14 protein-coding genes are annotated in these 15,029 nt (G+C 51.0%); 7 read left to right on the top strand and 7 right to left on the bottom strand.

The window, feature by feature from the left end:
* Positions 1–21 precede the first annotated feature (21 nt).
* On the top strand, positions 22–474 hold the full coding sequence (locus tag EG028_RS25090; protein WP_120519109.1) for a PA2169 family four-helix-bundle protein: 453 nt from the start codon (positions 22–24) through the stop codon (positions 472–474).
* A 146-nt stretch (positions 475–620) separates the two neighbouring features.
* On the opposite strand, the gene EG028_RS25085 is transcribed toward EG028_RS25090, so the two are convergent.
* From EG028_RS25085 to EG028_RS25065, 5 genes are all read right to left on the bottom strand, one after another.
* Complete coding sequence (locus EG028_RS25085) at positions 621–998, bottom strand: DUF3037 domain-containing protein (RefSeq protein WP_120519108.1); 378 nt, start codon at positions 996–998, stop codon at positions 621–623.
* Positions 976–1,779 carry a HipA family kinase gene (locus EG028_RS25080; protein ID WP_241559219.1) on the bottom strand — a complete coding sequence of 268 codons (804 nt, stop codon included), beginning with the start codon at positions 1,777–1,779 and terminating at the stop codon, positions 976–978. Before EG028_RS25080 ends, EG028_RS25085 begins: the two co-directional genes overlap by 23 nt.
* Before the next feature lie 65 nt (positions 1,780–1,844).
* Positions 1,845–4,760: a leucine-rich repeat domain-containing protein gene (locus tag EG028_RS25075; protein ID WP_120519107.1), complete on the bottom strand. Its 2,916-nt coding sequence runs from the start codon at positions 4,758–4,760 to the stop codon at positions 1,845–1,847.
* Between the two features lie 110 nt (positions 4,761–4,870).
* The gene (locus tag EG028_RS25070) at positions 4,871–6,088 is read right to left on the bottom strand and encodes an O-antigen ligase family protein (protein ID WP_120519106.1); all 1,218 of its coding nucleotides are present in this window, start codon (positions 6,086–6,088) and stop codon (positions 4,871–4,873) included.
* Positions 6,039–7,979: a hypothetical protein gene (locus tag EG028_RS25065; RefSeq protein WP_120519105.1), complete on the bottom strand. Its 1,941-nt coding sequence runs from the start codon at positions 7,977–7,979 to the stop codon at positions 6,039–6,041. The genes EG028_RS25070 and EG028_RS25065 overlap by 50 nt, the downstream gene beginning before the upstream one ends.
* Positions 7,980–8,309: 330 nt before the next feature.
* Between EG028_RS25065 and EG028_RS25060 the strand changes: the two genes are divergently transcribed.
* Complete coding sequence (locus EG028_RS25060) at positions 8,310–9,803, top strand: hypothetical protein (protein ID WP_120519104.1); 1,494 nt, start codon at positions 8,310–8,312, stop codon at positions 9,801–9,803.
* Between the two features lie 71 nt (positions 9,804–9,874).
* Here EG028_RS25060 and EG028_RS25055 read toward each other — a convergent pair whose 3' ends face one another.
* Both EG028_RS25055 and EG028_RS25050 read right to left on the bottom strand, forming a co-directional pair.
* A complete protein-coding gene (locus EG028_RS25055; protein WP_120519103.1) occupies positions 9,875–10,513 on the bottom strand; it encodes a Type 1 glutamine amidotransferase-like domain-containing protein in 639 nt (212 codons plus the stop codon).
* A gap of 149 nt (positions 10,514–10,662) precedes the next feature.
* A complete protein-coding gene (locus EG028_RS25050) occupies positions 10,663–11,655 on the bottom strand; it encodes a GlxA family transcriptional regulator (protein ID WP_120519102.1) in 993 nt (330 codons plus the stop codon).
* A 113-nt stretch (positions 11,656–11,768) separates the two neighbouring features.
* Between EG028_RS25050 and EG028_RS25045 the strand changes: the two genes are divergently transcribed.
* The 5 genes from EG028_RS25045 (at position 11,769) to EG028_RS25025 (ending at position 14,792) form a co-directional block, all read left to right on the top strand.
* Positions 11,769–12,569, top strand: coding sequence for an AraC family transcriptional regulator (locus EG028_RS25045; RefSeq protein ID WP_120519101.1), 801 nt, complete (start codon positions 11,769–11,771; stop codon positions 12,567–12,569).
* A gap of 91 nt (positions 12,570–12,660) precedes the next feature.
* Positions 12,661–13,161 (top strand): anthrone oxygenase family protein, encoded by a 501-nt coding sequence (locus tag EG028_RS25040; RefSeq protein ID WP_120519100.1) that lies wholly within the window; start codon positions 12,661–12,663, stop codon positions 13,159–13,161.
* A 267-nt stretch (positions 13,162–13,428) separates the two neighbouring features.
* On the top strand, positions 13,429–13,680 hold the full coding sequence (locus EG028_RS25035) for an RNA recognition motif domain-containing protein (protein WP_120519099.1): 252 nt from the start codon (positions 13,429–13,431) through the stop codon (positions 13,678–13,680).
* 165 nt (positions 13,681–13,845) lie between these two features.
* A complete protein-coding gene (locus EG028_RS25030; protein ID WP_120519098.1) occupies positions 13,846–14,256 on the top strand; it encodes a DoxX family protein in 411 nt (136 codons plus the stop codon).
* Positions 14,253–14,792: an SRPBCC family protein gene (locus EG028_RS25025; protein ID WP_120519097.1), complete on the top strand. Its 540-nt coding sequence runs from the start codon at positions 14,253–14,255 to the stop codon at positions 14,790–14,792. The genes EG028_RS25030 and EG028_RS25025 overlap by 4 nt, the downstream gene beginning before the upstream one ends.
* Positions 14,793–15,029: the final 237 nt, after the last annotated feature.

Genomic DNA, 15,029 nt, shown 5'->3' with positions numbered 1-15,029 from the left:
TGTGAGCCAAAACCCATTTTTATGAAAGAGATACAAGAAACAACAGGCATCCTGAATGACCTGATTGCTATTCATAACGACCGTATTGCCGGGTATCAGACGGCCCTGAAGGAATTAAAAACCGACGATACCGACCTGGAAAGACTGTTTACCGGCATGATCGGTGAAAGCCAGGACATCAGGGAAACCCTCGCCGCCGAGGTAAGGTCTGCGGGAGGTGACGTGGAAAGAGGCACTACCGTAGCCGGCAGGATATACCGCGCATGGATGGATGTAAAGGCGGCCTTTACGGGCAACGACCGTAAAACCGTGCTGGCCAATTGTGAAGCGGGAGAAGATGCCGCGCAGAACGCCTATAAAATGGCATTAAAGGAAGACGGCCTTCCGTCTTACCTGAGAGAAGTACTTACTTCCCAGATGCAGTCGCTCAGAGCGTCTCATGATGAAGTGAGAGCTTTGAGGGATGCAGCGTAAACAGTTAAGTTAACTAAAATGGTTTTGAAAGTATGGGATCTCTATAAAGGAACCGTGCTGAAAAGAACGAATGTTTGGGAACCAGGTGGACGTAGTAAGGAAGAACGGGGAGCCGCGCAAGCTCCCCGTTTTATTTGAGCCTGTTTTTATAACACCAGTTCTGCATGTAATCTATTAACCGTTTCTTCCGGGCTGCCGCCGCAGAGGCCGGGATGTACCCGTGAGGTCTGGAGGATGGAGCTGCGCATGGCCGTGAGCCAGCGGAAGCGGCTGGCAAGGTCCAGCTGGCCGATGGGGCCTTCGCCGTGGGTGACTTTCTCAAAAGCCATCACATATCCTTTGAGCGCTTCGATATCGAGTTCGGGATAAAGTATCCGTAGTTTTTCCTCGTTGAGAGTGATCATGGCCTGCAGGAACTTTTTCTGCTTGCAGAACAGGATCACGCCGATGTTCAGGAATTCCTCCCTTTCCACCCGCGGCACAACACGGATCACCGCATATTCATATAAGTGATTGTCTGGCATGTAGTGCTTCGTTTAAAAAGATAGGGGAATGTTGTAAACGCGTGGTCAGGAACTGATAGTACACCTCGCGGGACGCTTCGGGCTCTTCGCCGTGTGTGATCAGCCACTCGTCAGGGATGAGGGATACTACGGCGCGGATATGCGCGGGCGTTAGCAGGGCCTTGTATCCGGCATCCACGGCGGCCAGTTCGCTGGCGTAAGGAAGCAGCACATGTTCCTTTACCTGTACAAAAGGTTTTTTGGACTGTTCTTCCCAATTGGTCCAGGAGTGATGGAAATAAAGGGCCGCGCCATGGTCTATCAGCCACAGTTCGCGGTTCCAGAGCAGCATATTGGTATTGCGCGCCGTCCGGTCCACGTTGGTAAGCAGGCAGTCCAGCCACACGATGCGTGAAGCCGTGAGCGGATCGATGGTAGTGGTGGTGGGGTCGAAGGTGATGGCGCCCGAAAGGTAATGCAGGCCAAGATTGAGTCCCACGCTGGCTTTCAGGAGGTCTTGTATTTCTTCGTCCGGCTCTGTGCGGCCAAAGGCGCTGTCAAGGCTGGCAAATACGAGTTCGGGCACTTTCAGGCCCAGCAGGCGTGCTATTTCCCCACCGATCAGCTCCGCGATCAGTGCCTTGATGCCTTGCCCCGCGCCGCGGAACTTCAGCACGTACAAAAAGCCGTCATCCGCCTCTGCAATGGCCGGGAGGCTTCCGCCTTCCCTGAGCGGCGTCACGTACCGTGTCACATTTACCTGCCTGAGTTGTATTACTTCCGTCATAGTTGAAATGATCATTCCCTGTTGGAATAAAAGGGGAAATTACCGTAAAAATCTCATATCACGAGGCGGAAGCAACAGCCTCAGACGTGCACCGGGTCGCGTGACGCGATCTTAAAATCGTGGATATTGCGCGTCTGGCTGCTGAAATTGAGGCCCACGAGAATGATCTTTTTGTTTTCCAGCTCGTAGGGGAGATAATATTTTTTACGGTGTATCTGGCTGATGGCATCTATGGAACTGCCGTCCAGCTTGATCTCGAATATGTAAATGTAATGTTCCGTTTTTAAGATGATGTCCGCCCGCCCGGCCGCCTGCATTTCGTCTGACACTACCGCGCTGCCGAAAATGGCCCGCAGCATTACGTGCAGGGGTACATGGTAAGACTTCTCGGTGTTGTCGAACAGGAGATAGGATACGCTGCTGAACACGGACTGGATGATCCTGATCAGCTCGTCTGTAATGCCGTTCTCCACTGTTTTTTTGATCTTGTACGAAGTGGTGCCTATCAGTTTTTCGATCTCCTGTTCCATTTCCTTTCGCGTCATCAGCACGCCCAGCAGTTCATTGATCCGGACGCGCTGGCCTGAAAACTTGCAGAGATGGAAGTCGTTGTTATTATCCCTGGCGCTTATAAGGGCGTTGTAATCAAAATAATGAGGTTTGTCCGAATGGCGGCACTGCGGGCAGAAACAGCGGATGCAGATCTCGTAATCAAGCCCCTCGTACAGTTTGTTGATCTTCTCAAAGTCGGACACAATGCCGGCAATATACCCGCGTTTTTCCTGCCCGTGTACGTAACAGGTGATCTCTTTATCTTCCTGGTCCACACGGATGAGGCCGGTGCTTTCATAAAAGGGGTTGGAGATGACGAGGCCTGTGCGCCATTTGATGTCCTGGTGGATTTCTTCGTGGCGGCGGACCATAAACTTTGGCAATACCGATTTGGGCAGGAGATTTTTGTATTTCACTTTCAGCGTCAGCAGGCCTTTCTCCGGGAATTCAAAATCTGGCTCTTCTTTACTCAGCAGGTCCGGCAGGATAAAGTTCTCTTCATCGATCTGGTAGCACAATTCGAACTTTTTCATGAGGTTCAGCAGGAAGGCGTGTTTTTGTGCGGGATATTTTGTTTTGTGAAGGATCCGCTCCAGCTGTTTCAGGTGAAACTTGCCGTGATGACTGGCTACCAGCCTGCTGTTGATGATCGTGTAAAATGCCTGGGTGATCCAGGAGGGATTGATGACGTGTGTTTCGCTCAGCCCGTGATCTGAAAAATAAGTGATCACGCCCAGCTGGTGGAGCCATTTTATCAGGGTATCCCGTTGCAGGACGGGAACTTCAAACTTGTCGCAAAGTTCCTCGTATTTGTCGTAGTGGATATAGTCTTTCAGCAGGTGCCCTTCCCGCATTGCCTCCAGTTCTCCTTTTACTTTCAGCCAACTGTAGCTCCATAGGGTTCGTACATGGCTAAGTTCGTTGACAGTGGTGAGGAGCATTTTTTTCAGGTCTTTGAGCCCCGTTTTTTTTCGGCAGGAGATCTTTACATACCGGCTGTTGATATTCGGGTATTTTGTATTGAGGTATTTGATATTCTCGTGTGCGGATGCATTTTCGTCGATCTTGTTGGTAGCGATGATGACCGGAGAATCCCCTCCGAACACCTGTATGAGTTTCAGCCACTTTTCCGTGTCGCTGTTTTCGCGGGCATTGAGCAGCAGGATGTAAATGCTGTTTTGTGTGAGGAAAAACTGGTGGGTATGATGCATGATGTCCTGGCCGCCAAAGTCCCATAGTTTGATGGTAACGCCGTTATCCAGTTTGAGGTTTTGCAGGTTAATGCCATGCGTTTGTGATTCGGAGGGGTTGAAGGGGCGGCCCAGTAGGTGGTTCAGCAGGGATGTTTTACCGGCGGAACCGTCGCCCAGGAGGATGACTTTAATTTCATTGATAGGCTGCGTGTTTGTTTCGAGGGATTTTAGGTAGTTGAGTATGGCCGGGGGATCCAGCTTTAGTATCCCGGAGGGGATGTTTTCGATGGGGTTGTCAGAGAAGCCAAGCGCATTAAACCAGCTTGTATATTCGAAGAACCAGCCGGGCAGCTCCCTAATATCATTGTTCCGGACATTTAAATGTTTCAGTTGACCTTTAATATCTCTCAGAGGGGAAATGTCTTTGATGTGGTTGTGACTGAGATCAAGCGCGCGTAATTTTTTCAGATGCCTGACCGGGTTGATGTCCCAAAGATTGTTTTTATTCAGATAAAGATGGGTCAGGTTAGGAGTATCCGCAAGAAAACTTATGTCGCTGATAAAGCATTGCGAGAGCCCTAATGTATCAAGTTTTTTCAGCGTGGCAAAAGAAGGCGGACGCCTGATGGATAATCCGGAGAGGTCCAGAACCCTGAGTTCTGTCAGATGCCTGAGTGTATACAGCCTTGTGAGGCCGGGGTTTGTAGAAAGGCTTAGCCTTTTGAGATAACTTAACCGCCTGAGGCTTGTAATGTTTTCAATGTTGTTGTTGTTGAGGATCAGTGTCTTCAACTTTTCGCAGGTTCTCAATGGGGCGATATCACTGATAGAATTACCGCCGAGATACAGATATTGTAATCTGGAAAGGTTTTTCAGGGGAGTAATATCATCTATCCTGTTATTACTCATGCGCAACATTTCGAGCTGCTGAAGCCGGGCCAGCGGTGTGATGTCAGTCAATTCGTTGGATGACAAGACCAGGTTCCTGAGTGTAATATTCAGGCATAAAGGCAAAATGTCAGTAATCCTATTGTTGTCGAGATAAAGGGACTCAAGCCGGGTGAATGCGGATAACGATTGTGGAACTGAAATGAGCTGGCAATTGACAAGGTTGAGCGATATTACTTCTTCATCCTCTATGACGAACGAGCGCTCTCTTAGCATAAAATCATCTTCACTTACTTCACTCAGCTTAATATTACATTCCTCTTCCAGCGCACGGATAAGCGCTGTTGCATTGGTTGGTTTCATGGCGGGTGATGTGCGTTTTGGTGTGGAATACAGGGTGTAAAATTACACCTGCCCGCAATATTCCCTTCACCATTCAACACATAAAGAACGCAACCATGTTTGAGAGAGGCTTATTGTACAATCATGTTGGCAGAAATATAATCCCTGATCGAATTGACCTGCCGGGAGGGAACCTTTACCGGCTGTTCCAGTATGGCTTTCCCCCAGAACGTTGCTTCCCGCGGGCGTTGCTGGCGCTGGTAAAAAGTAAAAAGTTTCATTTTGGAAACAAACCTGTTGGGGACCATGTAGGCCGCTACAAGGTAGGTGTCTTCCGCCTGTTTTGTTTGGGCATTGGCCTCATAGGCTTCCGCCAGTTTAATCAGCCAGGTATTTTGGGGCTGCCGCCGGTTGGCTTCTTCCAGCACGGGTACAGCCCGGGCAGGCTGGTTCATTTCCAGCAGGTGGGTGCCATAGAGTTTTAGAAAACCCGGCTCATTTTGTAAAACCGGGTATAGTGTATCGAAGTTATCCAGCGCCTGCGCCCGGCTGCCGGTGGCCAGCAGTTCTTTTGTTTCGGCCAGTTGCTGATAACTGCGGAAATGCAGGAGATATTGCCCGTAGTGAATAAGGCATACGAACACAGTAGGCACCAGTGATATCTGCCAGCGCAGGCCGATGATCACCGACAAAGAAAATACGGTGATGAACTGCGGCAGCGGTCTTTCGAACACATGGGTGAAACAGGCCGCGATCATAATAGCCGCCAGCTGCGCCACGGCGGATACGTTCAGCGGGGTGTTCCGCTTTTGTAATGCGCGGATGCAGAGGAATATGATCAGGGCGAGGCAGAGCGGTATCAGCGCCGCCGCTATCCATCCGCCTTCGATCAGCCATTGGTAATAATCGTTGAAGGCAAACCAGGTATTGTCCGCAAGGAGCATTTCTTTTTCAGTGTAGGCGCCTTTTCGGAAGTAGTCTGCCTGGTAGTAGTTATACACTTCTTTGTACCTGCCCCAGCCTATGCCCGATGGAAAATGTTCTTTCAGAATGTTGGTGGATACTTTATAGATCAGCAGCCGTCCCCTGCTGGAATCCTGTTTCAGGCCGGCGGCGAGCAGCAGCGGCAGGGCCAGCAGCAGTACGGCTGCGGCGTAGAGATACCATTTCCGGGGCTTCAGGGCCGGGTGCATCATCAGCGTGAGCAGCAGGGCCGCGCTGTAGCCGCATACATACGCCCGGCTGCGGGCGATTACCGCCAGCAGCAGGCATATCGTTACAATCTCCACGGCAAGGGTGTTACCACCATACCTGCCTGCCATTTTCGTAAGTAAAGATTCTTTCTTCATTGCCGCGGGTTAAATTATGAAGTATATACACGGCGCCGGCGGGCACCTGCTGAAATACTACTTGCTGGTCGGTGGCCACCTGTTTGCCTGCTATTGTCCAGCGTGCGCCGTCCCAGTACCGGAGCTCGTATTCATCACCCTCCAGTATAAAATTGGTGTCGCTGCGGGGGCAGTAGCGGATGCGGGTAAGCTGCCGCGGCTGCCCGAGGTCCAGCCCGGCCCAGCATACGCCGTCCTGCATGCCGGAAAAATACGTTCCTACATCGCCGTCAAATGCATTTACCAGCGCGGTGCCCGTTTCTTCCTGCGATACATCCGGGAAGCCGGTCACTTTACCCTTTAAAGGTAGGCCGTCTTTGCCGATGAACTGCAACTCCGCTATGTTCGCCCGCACTTTGGCAGCGGGTATAAAACGTACATACCGGAAAGGTTGTGCGGTGGTGACGTCCGCCGATTCTATCTTTTCCGGCACCTGCGTGACGGTGAAAAGATTGACGGAATCCGAGAAGTCGGCTTTGTTTGCCCCCTGGAACCGTCCGCCTGTCATCGCTTTCATGTGATTGAGGGAGAAAGGGAAACAGGGATATTTTCGTAATAAGGTCATCGCCAGCGTTTGCCCGGACAACTGTACATAACGAAGCTGCCCGTTTTTGTCCAGGATGAAAGGGTTCGTGGCGGGATAAAACGTGCCCTGGTGATAATACATCACGATATATAACAGGTTGCGCCCCATTTTTTGGAAAGTGGCGCGGCCGTTCCGGATGGGGCCGTAGGCCTGGGCGCCCCAGCTGGTCGTTCTGAATGTGCAAAGTATGGCGTATTCGCGCGGCAGATCAAATTTGCGGGTCAGCGGGATGTCCAGGTCGCTCACCTGGTTGTAAAGTTCTGTCACATCCATGTCGTGTATGTCCACCAGGCTTTCGGGCACTTCCTGCCGGGGCGGGATGGTCCGTGGCTGTGCGGCAAACATTCTCCGGTATACTTTGCAGAAGCGGTAAGGATATGTGTAGATACCTCCGAAAATAAGCGCGGTGGCGTCGAAGGGGTAGGTGGTGCCGTCTTCTTTCAGCACCACATTCCAGGTATGGCCGCGGTTGAGATCGCCCCACATGGGTACATAGTCGATGGCGGCGGGTATGCCGTTGGCCCGCAGCGCCATCATTTCAAACTGCGCGAGGTGCTCGCAGGAGCCCCGGCGGCCTTTTTCCATCTGGCTGATGCTGATATCGAAAGGGTAGAGGCGCATCATATTACTGACGCCCATAAAGGCGCGCGCCTGCAGGTTGAACTGTTCGGTGAAGTCATAACGGTTACGGGCTTTGCAGGTATCCCTGAGCGCGGCAAACCTTGCGCGCATACGTTCGTGCACCGGCTCCGGCGCTTCGGTGGCGGCACGGTAAGGGAGGATGTATTCGCAGAATGCCTCCACGGAAAGTCCTTTGCACCAGGGGCTGGTTTTCCAGACCTGTACACTGCTGTCTATATGCTGTATGAGAAAGTCCGCTTTCAGTGCAAGGTGATCAGGCTGTTGCTGCATGTCTCCTTTCTTTGGGGCCCCGCCGGTCTTTACCAGCGAATCCCAGGCCTGCGCAAGGATGGGGGAGGTGATGGGCACCGGTATCTTGTGGCGGTGCAGGGAATCCAGTACGGTGAAGATCCCCGCGTAATGTTTCATCTCGTCTCCCGTGAGCGTATAATGCCCGTCCATATTGCCGATGAGAAAATACGCGGCTTTCAGTTTATCCGGGTCGTCTTTACAATGCTCAATCACTTTTTCAAGCTCCGCGCGGTTGCCGCCGGCTTTGTCCAATACGGCGCTCACGTTGGCGGGGCGCTGATGGCATGAAGGTAAAAGAAGGGTTACCAGGAAGAGGGTTACAAGGTATCGCATAGGTGGAATTGTCTTCTAATATAATGGCTTTTTTGAAAAATTGCACCGGGCGGAAGAAATTTTCGCAAACGTTTGCATATTCCGGTTACTGGTCTTATATTGTTTACCGAACCCGATACCGTGACCCAGTAAAGTGTTTGTTGAGTGCCCTGTTGAACCCGTGTCCCTTTTATTTTTCCAGTGTAAATGATATTGTTGAGAGTTTACAACCAATGCCCGGTAATGCCATGCTGCCATGCATATCCCCGAACCATGTACCTGTTTGAAGCACAGTGAACCCCTATTGTCGCCCTGAGATTTATTGAACATTTATAACTAAACATTCCACTTATGAAAATCAGAAGCCCGCTTTTTGCGGTGCTGGCTTTATGCGCGGCCAGCATCATTACTTTCATTGCCTGCCGGAAAGAAAACAAATCTTCCGCGGATGAGCCATCCGTCCCGCAGGAATTGACCGTGAAACAGGCACGCGGTCATTTTTACAAAAATGTACGCCCGATCCTTGCACAGCATGAGCTTAAAAATGAGCACAAAAGGGGCAAGCTGTACCCGATCTGGGATAAAGCAAAAGCTTATTCCAAAGGGGAATTTGAAATGGTGGAAGTGCCCATCTATTGGGAGCGGCGCCAGCTTACTACCATGCACCGGCGTAGCACAAAAGACACTACGAAAAGGATGGCGCCGGACATGTCCGATCTGGCGGGTTTCGACCGGATCGTGTTTTTTAAAGACAAAAAAGGGAATGTAGGGCAGAAGCTCGTTTCCTATTCCCCGGATGCCGCTTACCTGGCCCGCCACCGCTATGATGCCAGCCAGAACACGCTGGGAAAAATGGATGATGATTTTTCCGGTTATCTCATCGAACGCTCGCTGAGCGGGAAGATCACCTTTCTGAAAAAGGTGAAGAACGGGAAAGTGACCGGTACCATGGATTATCAGAAGGCGCTTGCCAAACGCAAACAGAACCCGCAGGCAAGGTACGAGGAAGAATGTACCCTGGTGGAAGAAATCTACATTTACGAAAATATTTGTCTCCTGATCGTGGTAGATTCGCCGGAGGAGGGTTACTGGGAATATGTGGACTGCGGCGACTGGGAACTGGTGGAAGTGATACTGGTGTATGAATGCGTGGATGTATGGGTGCCGGATGATCCCTGCGAGGAGAACCCGCAGCCCGGATGCCCCGGTTACGATTACTGGCCGGACGGCGAGCCCAACCCCGGCCCCACAGAACCCTCGGCGATCCCTTATCCCGTGCAGGTTCCTGCCGGCGCGCCGATCACAGATCTCGCTTCTTATCTCTCCGTATTTGACACAGGCGATCCCGCCACGCTGACGGTGGCTGTGAATCAGCCTTCGCCCGGCTTCCGCACGGTGCACAATAACTATTACTTCGGGGATGTGTACCTGACCATCGAACAAACCGTTGGCGGTCTGGTAAGACGCAGAACGTTGAGCCTGTTCCCTTCGGCGCAGGTGTCCTACATCAACATTTCCGCGATCTCCCGGTTTGCGCAACGGAAGGATATGATGTACAGCGCGGATTACGATGTGAAGATCGAAACGGGAATTTCCGGCCTTCAGCTGCATAATCTCATCCTGCTGTTCCAGGGCTGGAATGGAAGTCCCTACAATTTGAATACCTACAACAACGCCACGTTCGGCGGCGTTGCTTTGCGTACGGTGGGCATCAATGTGCCGCCTACGGAAAGTACGTGGATATACGGCGGAAGAGGCAATACCCCGGCCGATCTCGGGGAAGATATCAAAGCATTCTCAGGCGTAACGGTAGGTTACGGTACCACACCGGCCAACCTGAACTAAACCCGGGTAAAAATTACAGTGCCATCCCTTCGTTTCACCGGGATGGCACTTTTTATTTTAATGGCGATAAATTACTCAATGATCCGCTGATCGTCCCCGGAGATCACCAGCACTTCTTCGTCACCCAGCGGCAGGGTGTTATATCCGGCGGCCTGGAGGTTCATATTGGCCTGGTGGGCGCCATCGATAAAATCTGCGTTGTCTATATGCGGTATCACGATGATATTGGTCAGGTTCAATCCTTCCAGGATCACTTCCGGTGCATCGGCGGGATCATCCATGGTATCGAAGTATTCGATGGTGGGGCCTGCTACGATGGCACCCGCGCTCCAGCCGGAAAATACTTTGCCCTGGCTTACGAGGGTGCGGATGATATCATCGGCGCCGCTGGCGCGGAGTATCCACCGGAGATAAAAGGTATTGCCGCCGCCCAGCCAGATCACGTCTTTGGCGGAGAGTTTGTCCCGCAGCTGCTGCTGGCGGTTGCGGAACAGGCGGAGGTCCACCGGCTCCACCTGGTAACCTTTGCGGCTGAAACTGTCGCGCACGGCCTTTACCCAGCCTGCAGACTGCGGTATCACGTCAGCCGCGTTTTCAATAAAAGCCAGTTTGATCATGGAGGGTTCTTTGCCCACCAGCCGGTTTAGTGCATGCAGCTGCCGGTCATTTATTCCAAGGGAATACAGGAGGAGTTTATATTGTTTAGGCATGAGCTCGTTTGGGTTGCGCAAAAGCAGGTGTTCCCGCGGGTATTTCCTGCCTGCTTATTATAGCTTGATTACTCCTGTAAAGGTAGAGGGGTTTGGGTGAACCGGCGGGTTGCTTTCCCGACAAATTAAAGGGGTAAATACGACAACTTTCAGGCCTCTTGTGCCAGCACGGCTTCTTTGTTGTATTTGTTCCGGTATTCGATGGGGGAAAGGCCGGTTACGCGCTTAAATACCGTACGGAAAGCTTTGGTATCGTTGTACCCAACGTCGTACATCAGTTCGTTCACGCTTTTACGGCTGGTTTCGAGGCCTTTTTTAGCCACTTCTATCTTTACCCGCTGGATGTATTCCACGATGGTGTTGGAAGTAGCTTTTTTGAAACGCCTTTCGAGGTTGCGGCGGCCCAGGGCGAACATACCGGCGAGTTGCTCGACGGTGATCTTTTCCTCGAAATTCTGTTCGATATATTCCTGTGCCCGCCTGATGGGCTCGTCCTCATGCGCCTTTTGCCCTTCGAACATAATAAAAGGGCTCTGGCTGGTGCGGTCTATGTCTATCATATAGGCTTTAGCCGCCAGGATGGCTACTTCGCGGCCCGCATATTTTTCGATGAGGTAAAGGATCAGGTTGAGCCAGGAATAAGCGCCGCCGCTGGTGTAAATACCGTCTTCCTCCGTCATGATCTTATCATCCACCAGGTTCACGTCCGGGAACATATTGCGGAACTCGTTCGCCAGTTTCCAGTGGGTGGCGCAACGTTTGCCTTTCATCAGACCGGTGCTTGCCAGGAAAAACGCGCCGATACAAAAGGCCGCCAGTTCGGCGCCGTGGTTATACTGGTCGGTTATCCAGGGAATAAAACCTTTGTTCAGCTCCAGTGCCTGGTACTGATCCCCGTGCATGGCGGGTATAATGACCAGGTCGGTTTTTGTCACTTCTTCCACCAGTTTGTCCGGCCGGATGGAAAACAGGCCATTGCGCTGGCTGTTGTCTTTCACGAGGCCTACCATCTCTATCGTAAAAAGCGGCGGCCTGCCTAAACCGGCAAGGAACCCGTTCACTTCAGACAGGATCTGGAGCGATCCTTCTATGTTCGTTACGCTGGTGTGGCCCTGGGGCACAAGGATGGATATGTGTTTCATACCCTAAAATTACAGCGGCCTGCTGTCGCAATCAACCCCCTCGAATGTCTCTTTTGCATCCCTTCCCCGCATCAAAAAAGGTTAGTATATTTGTTATACCTAACTTTTGGTACATGAAATACCAGCAACTGGTTCCTCCGTCACATTTAAAAGACTATATCCGCCACTTCTGGATACTGGAGAGCGAGCACGCGCATAGCGACCGCACTTTCAGGACCATTGCGGACGGCAGTCCCGGCCTCATCATCCAGGATGTAGACAAAGGCGTGATGTTCAAAAACGACCAGGAGTTGCCAGACGCTTTACTCTACGGGCAAACCACTTCCCATGCGGAAGTGAAGGTGGACGGTATGTTCAGTACCATCGGCATTTATTTCAGTCCCAGCGCGCTCCGCACGGTATTTGGCTTACGTGCCGACGAACTCACCAATGGTTGTTTGCCGCTTGACGAGATCGCCCGCTCTTTTTCCCGGCAGCTGGCGGAAGCCGGCAGCCTGGAGGCAAAGGTAAAACTGCTCACCGGTTTTGTAAGCAACCAGGTAAGCCGTCACGAGCAGCGTGTGGACAAGAGCATGGAACATGCATTGAACCGTATCTGGACTTCCGAAGGCACCGTGCCCCTTAAAGAACTGCGCGATGAACTGGCGATGTCCGAAAGAAGTTTCGAACGCCGTTTTAAACAGATCGTAGGCGTACCGCCCAAAATGTTCCTGCGTATTTCGCAGTTCCAGGCCTCGCTCACCCAGCTGCGCAACCTGAAGTATGAAAAACTCTCCGATGTGGCCTTTGGCAATGAGTATGCAGACCAGAGCCACTTTATCCGCACCTTTAAGGAATTTGCCGGCGTATCGCCATTTAAGTTCAGTACACATGCGCCTGAAGTGATGGAGAACTTTTCCGCTGTAAACAAATAATCTCACCCGAAACATTTTTTCCGCCCTGACGGTTTTATTCTATTTTCCGGCATACCGGCGGGTTAGCTTTGCTGTATAAATAATCCAAATCATGATCGTCAACATCGTACTTTTCCTGGCCACTATGGCCGCCATGCTGGCCGCGGGCCTTTTTTACGCATATGCCGTATCCGTAAACCCGGGTCTTGGCCGCCTGCCGGACGCCGCTTATCTCGCGGCCATGCAGAACATCAACCGTGTTATCCTGAATCCTCTATTTTTTATGAGTTTTATGGGCGCGGTATTTCTTTTACCGGCAAGCACTTATCTGCAATACAGCCGGAACACCGTTCGTTTCTGGTGGCTGCTCGCAGCTTCGGTGGTATATGTGGTGGGGGTGTTTGGCGTAACGGTAGCAGGCAATGTGCCGCTCAATAATTCCCTGGATGCCGTGAACCTGGACGGGGCGTCGGCTGAGCAGCTGAGCAGCTTTCGCGCCACGTTCGAAAAACCATGGAATGCATTAAATACCGTACGCACGCTTGCGGCTGTAATTACAGCCGCGATACTGGCCGGCATGTTCATATTCACGAAGGATACGCAGGCGGATTAAATCCGCCTGTTTGTGACCTTTTTAACAGTAATTTGGTTATCTTCAGTAAGTCTTAGAAATACACTGTATTCTCCATACAACTGCTTTCTCACAAACGAACAATCATTTCCCGGCAGCTTTATTCCTGAATCTCTGCGTTTTTATTTCCATTCCGGGAACCTGGCACTGCGTGCCTTTATGATGAGTCCCGCTATAAGTCGCATATCTCCTGCCATCCAGGACCATTAGCCGGACAGCCCGCTTTTCTCACTTTCTAAAATATTGATTATGAACATGTATGTTTCGAACCTGATGTCTCATGTCACGGACACCGATCTTAAGAACCTCTTCTCCGTATATGGCCGGGTAACGGCCTGTAAAATAATATCAGACAGTGTTACGGGCGTATCCCGCGGCTTTGCTTTTGTGGAAATGAAGGATGATGAAGCGATCCTGGCTATGAAAGAACTGGAAGGCGTAAACCTGGAGGGAAGGAAATTATCCGTGGCAGAAGCAAAAGGAAGCCGGAGAGCGTTCTGAAATAGAACCTGTTATGCCTGTTGACCCGATATTGCGGCCGTTATTCCCGGCCGCTTTTTTTATGCACTGTCGTATTCAACCCCATTTTTGTCTTAATCACACATGGCCTGGAAACGGAATTCAGCCTAAACTTGCAGTACGATTTCACCACAAAACTTTTAACTCATGAAACCTAAGACAATTAAAATTACGTACTGGATACTGACTTCCCTCTTCGCCCTGTTCGCCATATTTGACGGCATCGGCGGTGTAACGCGCCAGCAGGCGGGCATAGACGCGCTGAACATGCTGGGGTATCCCGCTTATTACCTGACCATCGCGGGCGTTGCCAAGATCCTTGGCGCCATCGGCATCCTGCAAACGAAATATACAACTATCAAAGAATGGGCTTTTGCAGGTTTTGCCTTCCAGTCGCTGGGGGCTTCCGCATCCTGGTCGTATGTAGGCGCGGAACCTTTCCCGGTCATCTTCCCGCTGTTCGTCCTGGCCTTTATGTTTGTGACGTATTTTTTCTGGAAAAAATACGAACAGGTTAAGGCAAATGCTTATTTTCATACAAACAGTTACACCAAATGAACATCCTTATCACCATCCTGCTCATCCTTGCCGGTATCATCGTATTGCTGCTGATCATCGGGCTCTTTTCAAAAAAGGATTACGCCATTTCCCGGGAAGTGGTTATCAATAGACCGGTACCCGCTGTATTTGATTTTGTAAAGTACCTGAAGAACCAGGAACAGTATTTCAAATATGTGATGATGGACCCCGGCATGAAAAAGGAATATCATGGCACAGACGGTGCGGTGGGCCTGAAATATCACTGGGATAGCCAGCACAAGAACGTTGGTAAAGGCTCGCAGGAGATCAAACAGGTCGTGCCGAATGAACGGATCGATTATGAAGTGGTATTCCTCAAACCATTTGAGGGCGTGCTTCACAGCAGCCTGCATACGGACGCCGCCGGACCTGACAGCACAAAAGTGACCTGGAAAGCTGCCAGCAGTATGAAATACCCGATGAACATCATGTTGCTGTTCATGAACATGGAGAAGATGATCGGGAAGGATTTCGACGAAAGTTTGCAGAACCTGAAGAAGGTGTTGGAAAAGTAGGATGTACTTTGAATATATTTGAAGGCTGCTCCGGGATGGGGTGGCCTTTTTTATGTCAAAGGTGATACTGGGAAACCCTTCAGAAGTGATACAGTCAGCCGTATCAAATGTGTCTCCTCCTAAATAAGCTTTACAGATTGCGGTAGAAAATATATAGATTCAAACTACCCAATATGAAAAAGAAGCGACAGGGGAAGCCCCCCATTTACGAAGATGCCTTTAAGATATCCGTGGCGC

This window comes from Chitinophaga barathri, from assembly GCF_003807585.1.
Taxonomy (GTDB): Bacteria; Bacteroidota; Bacteroidia; order Chitinophagales; family Chitinophagaceae; genus Chitinophaga; species Chitinophaga barathri.
The sequence above is the reverse complement of the archived record's forward strand: the minus strand, read 5'-3'. Positions and strand labels throughout refer to the sequence as shown.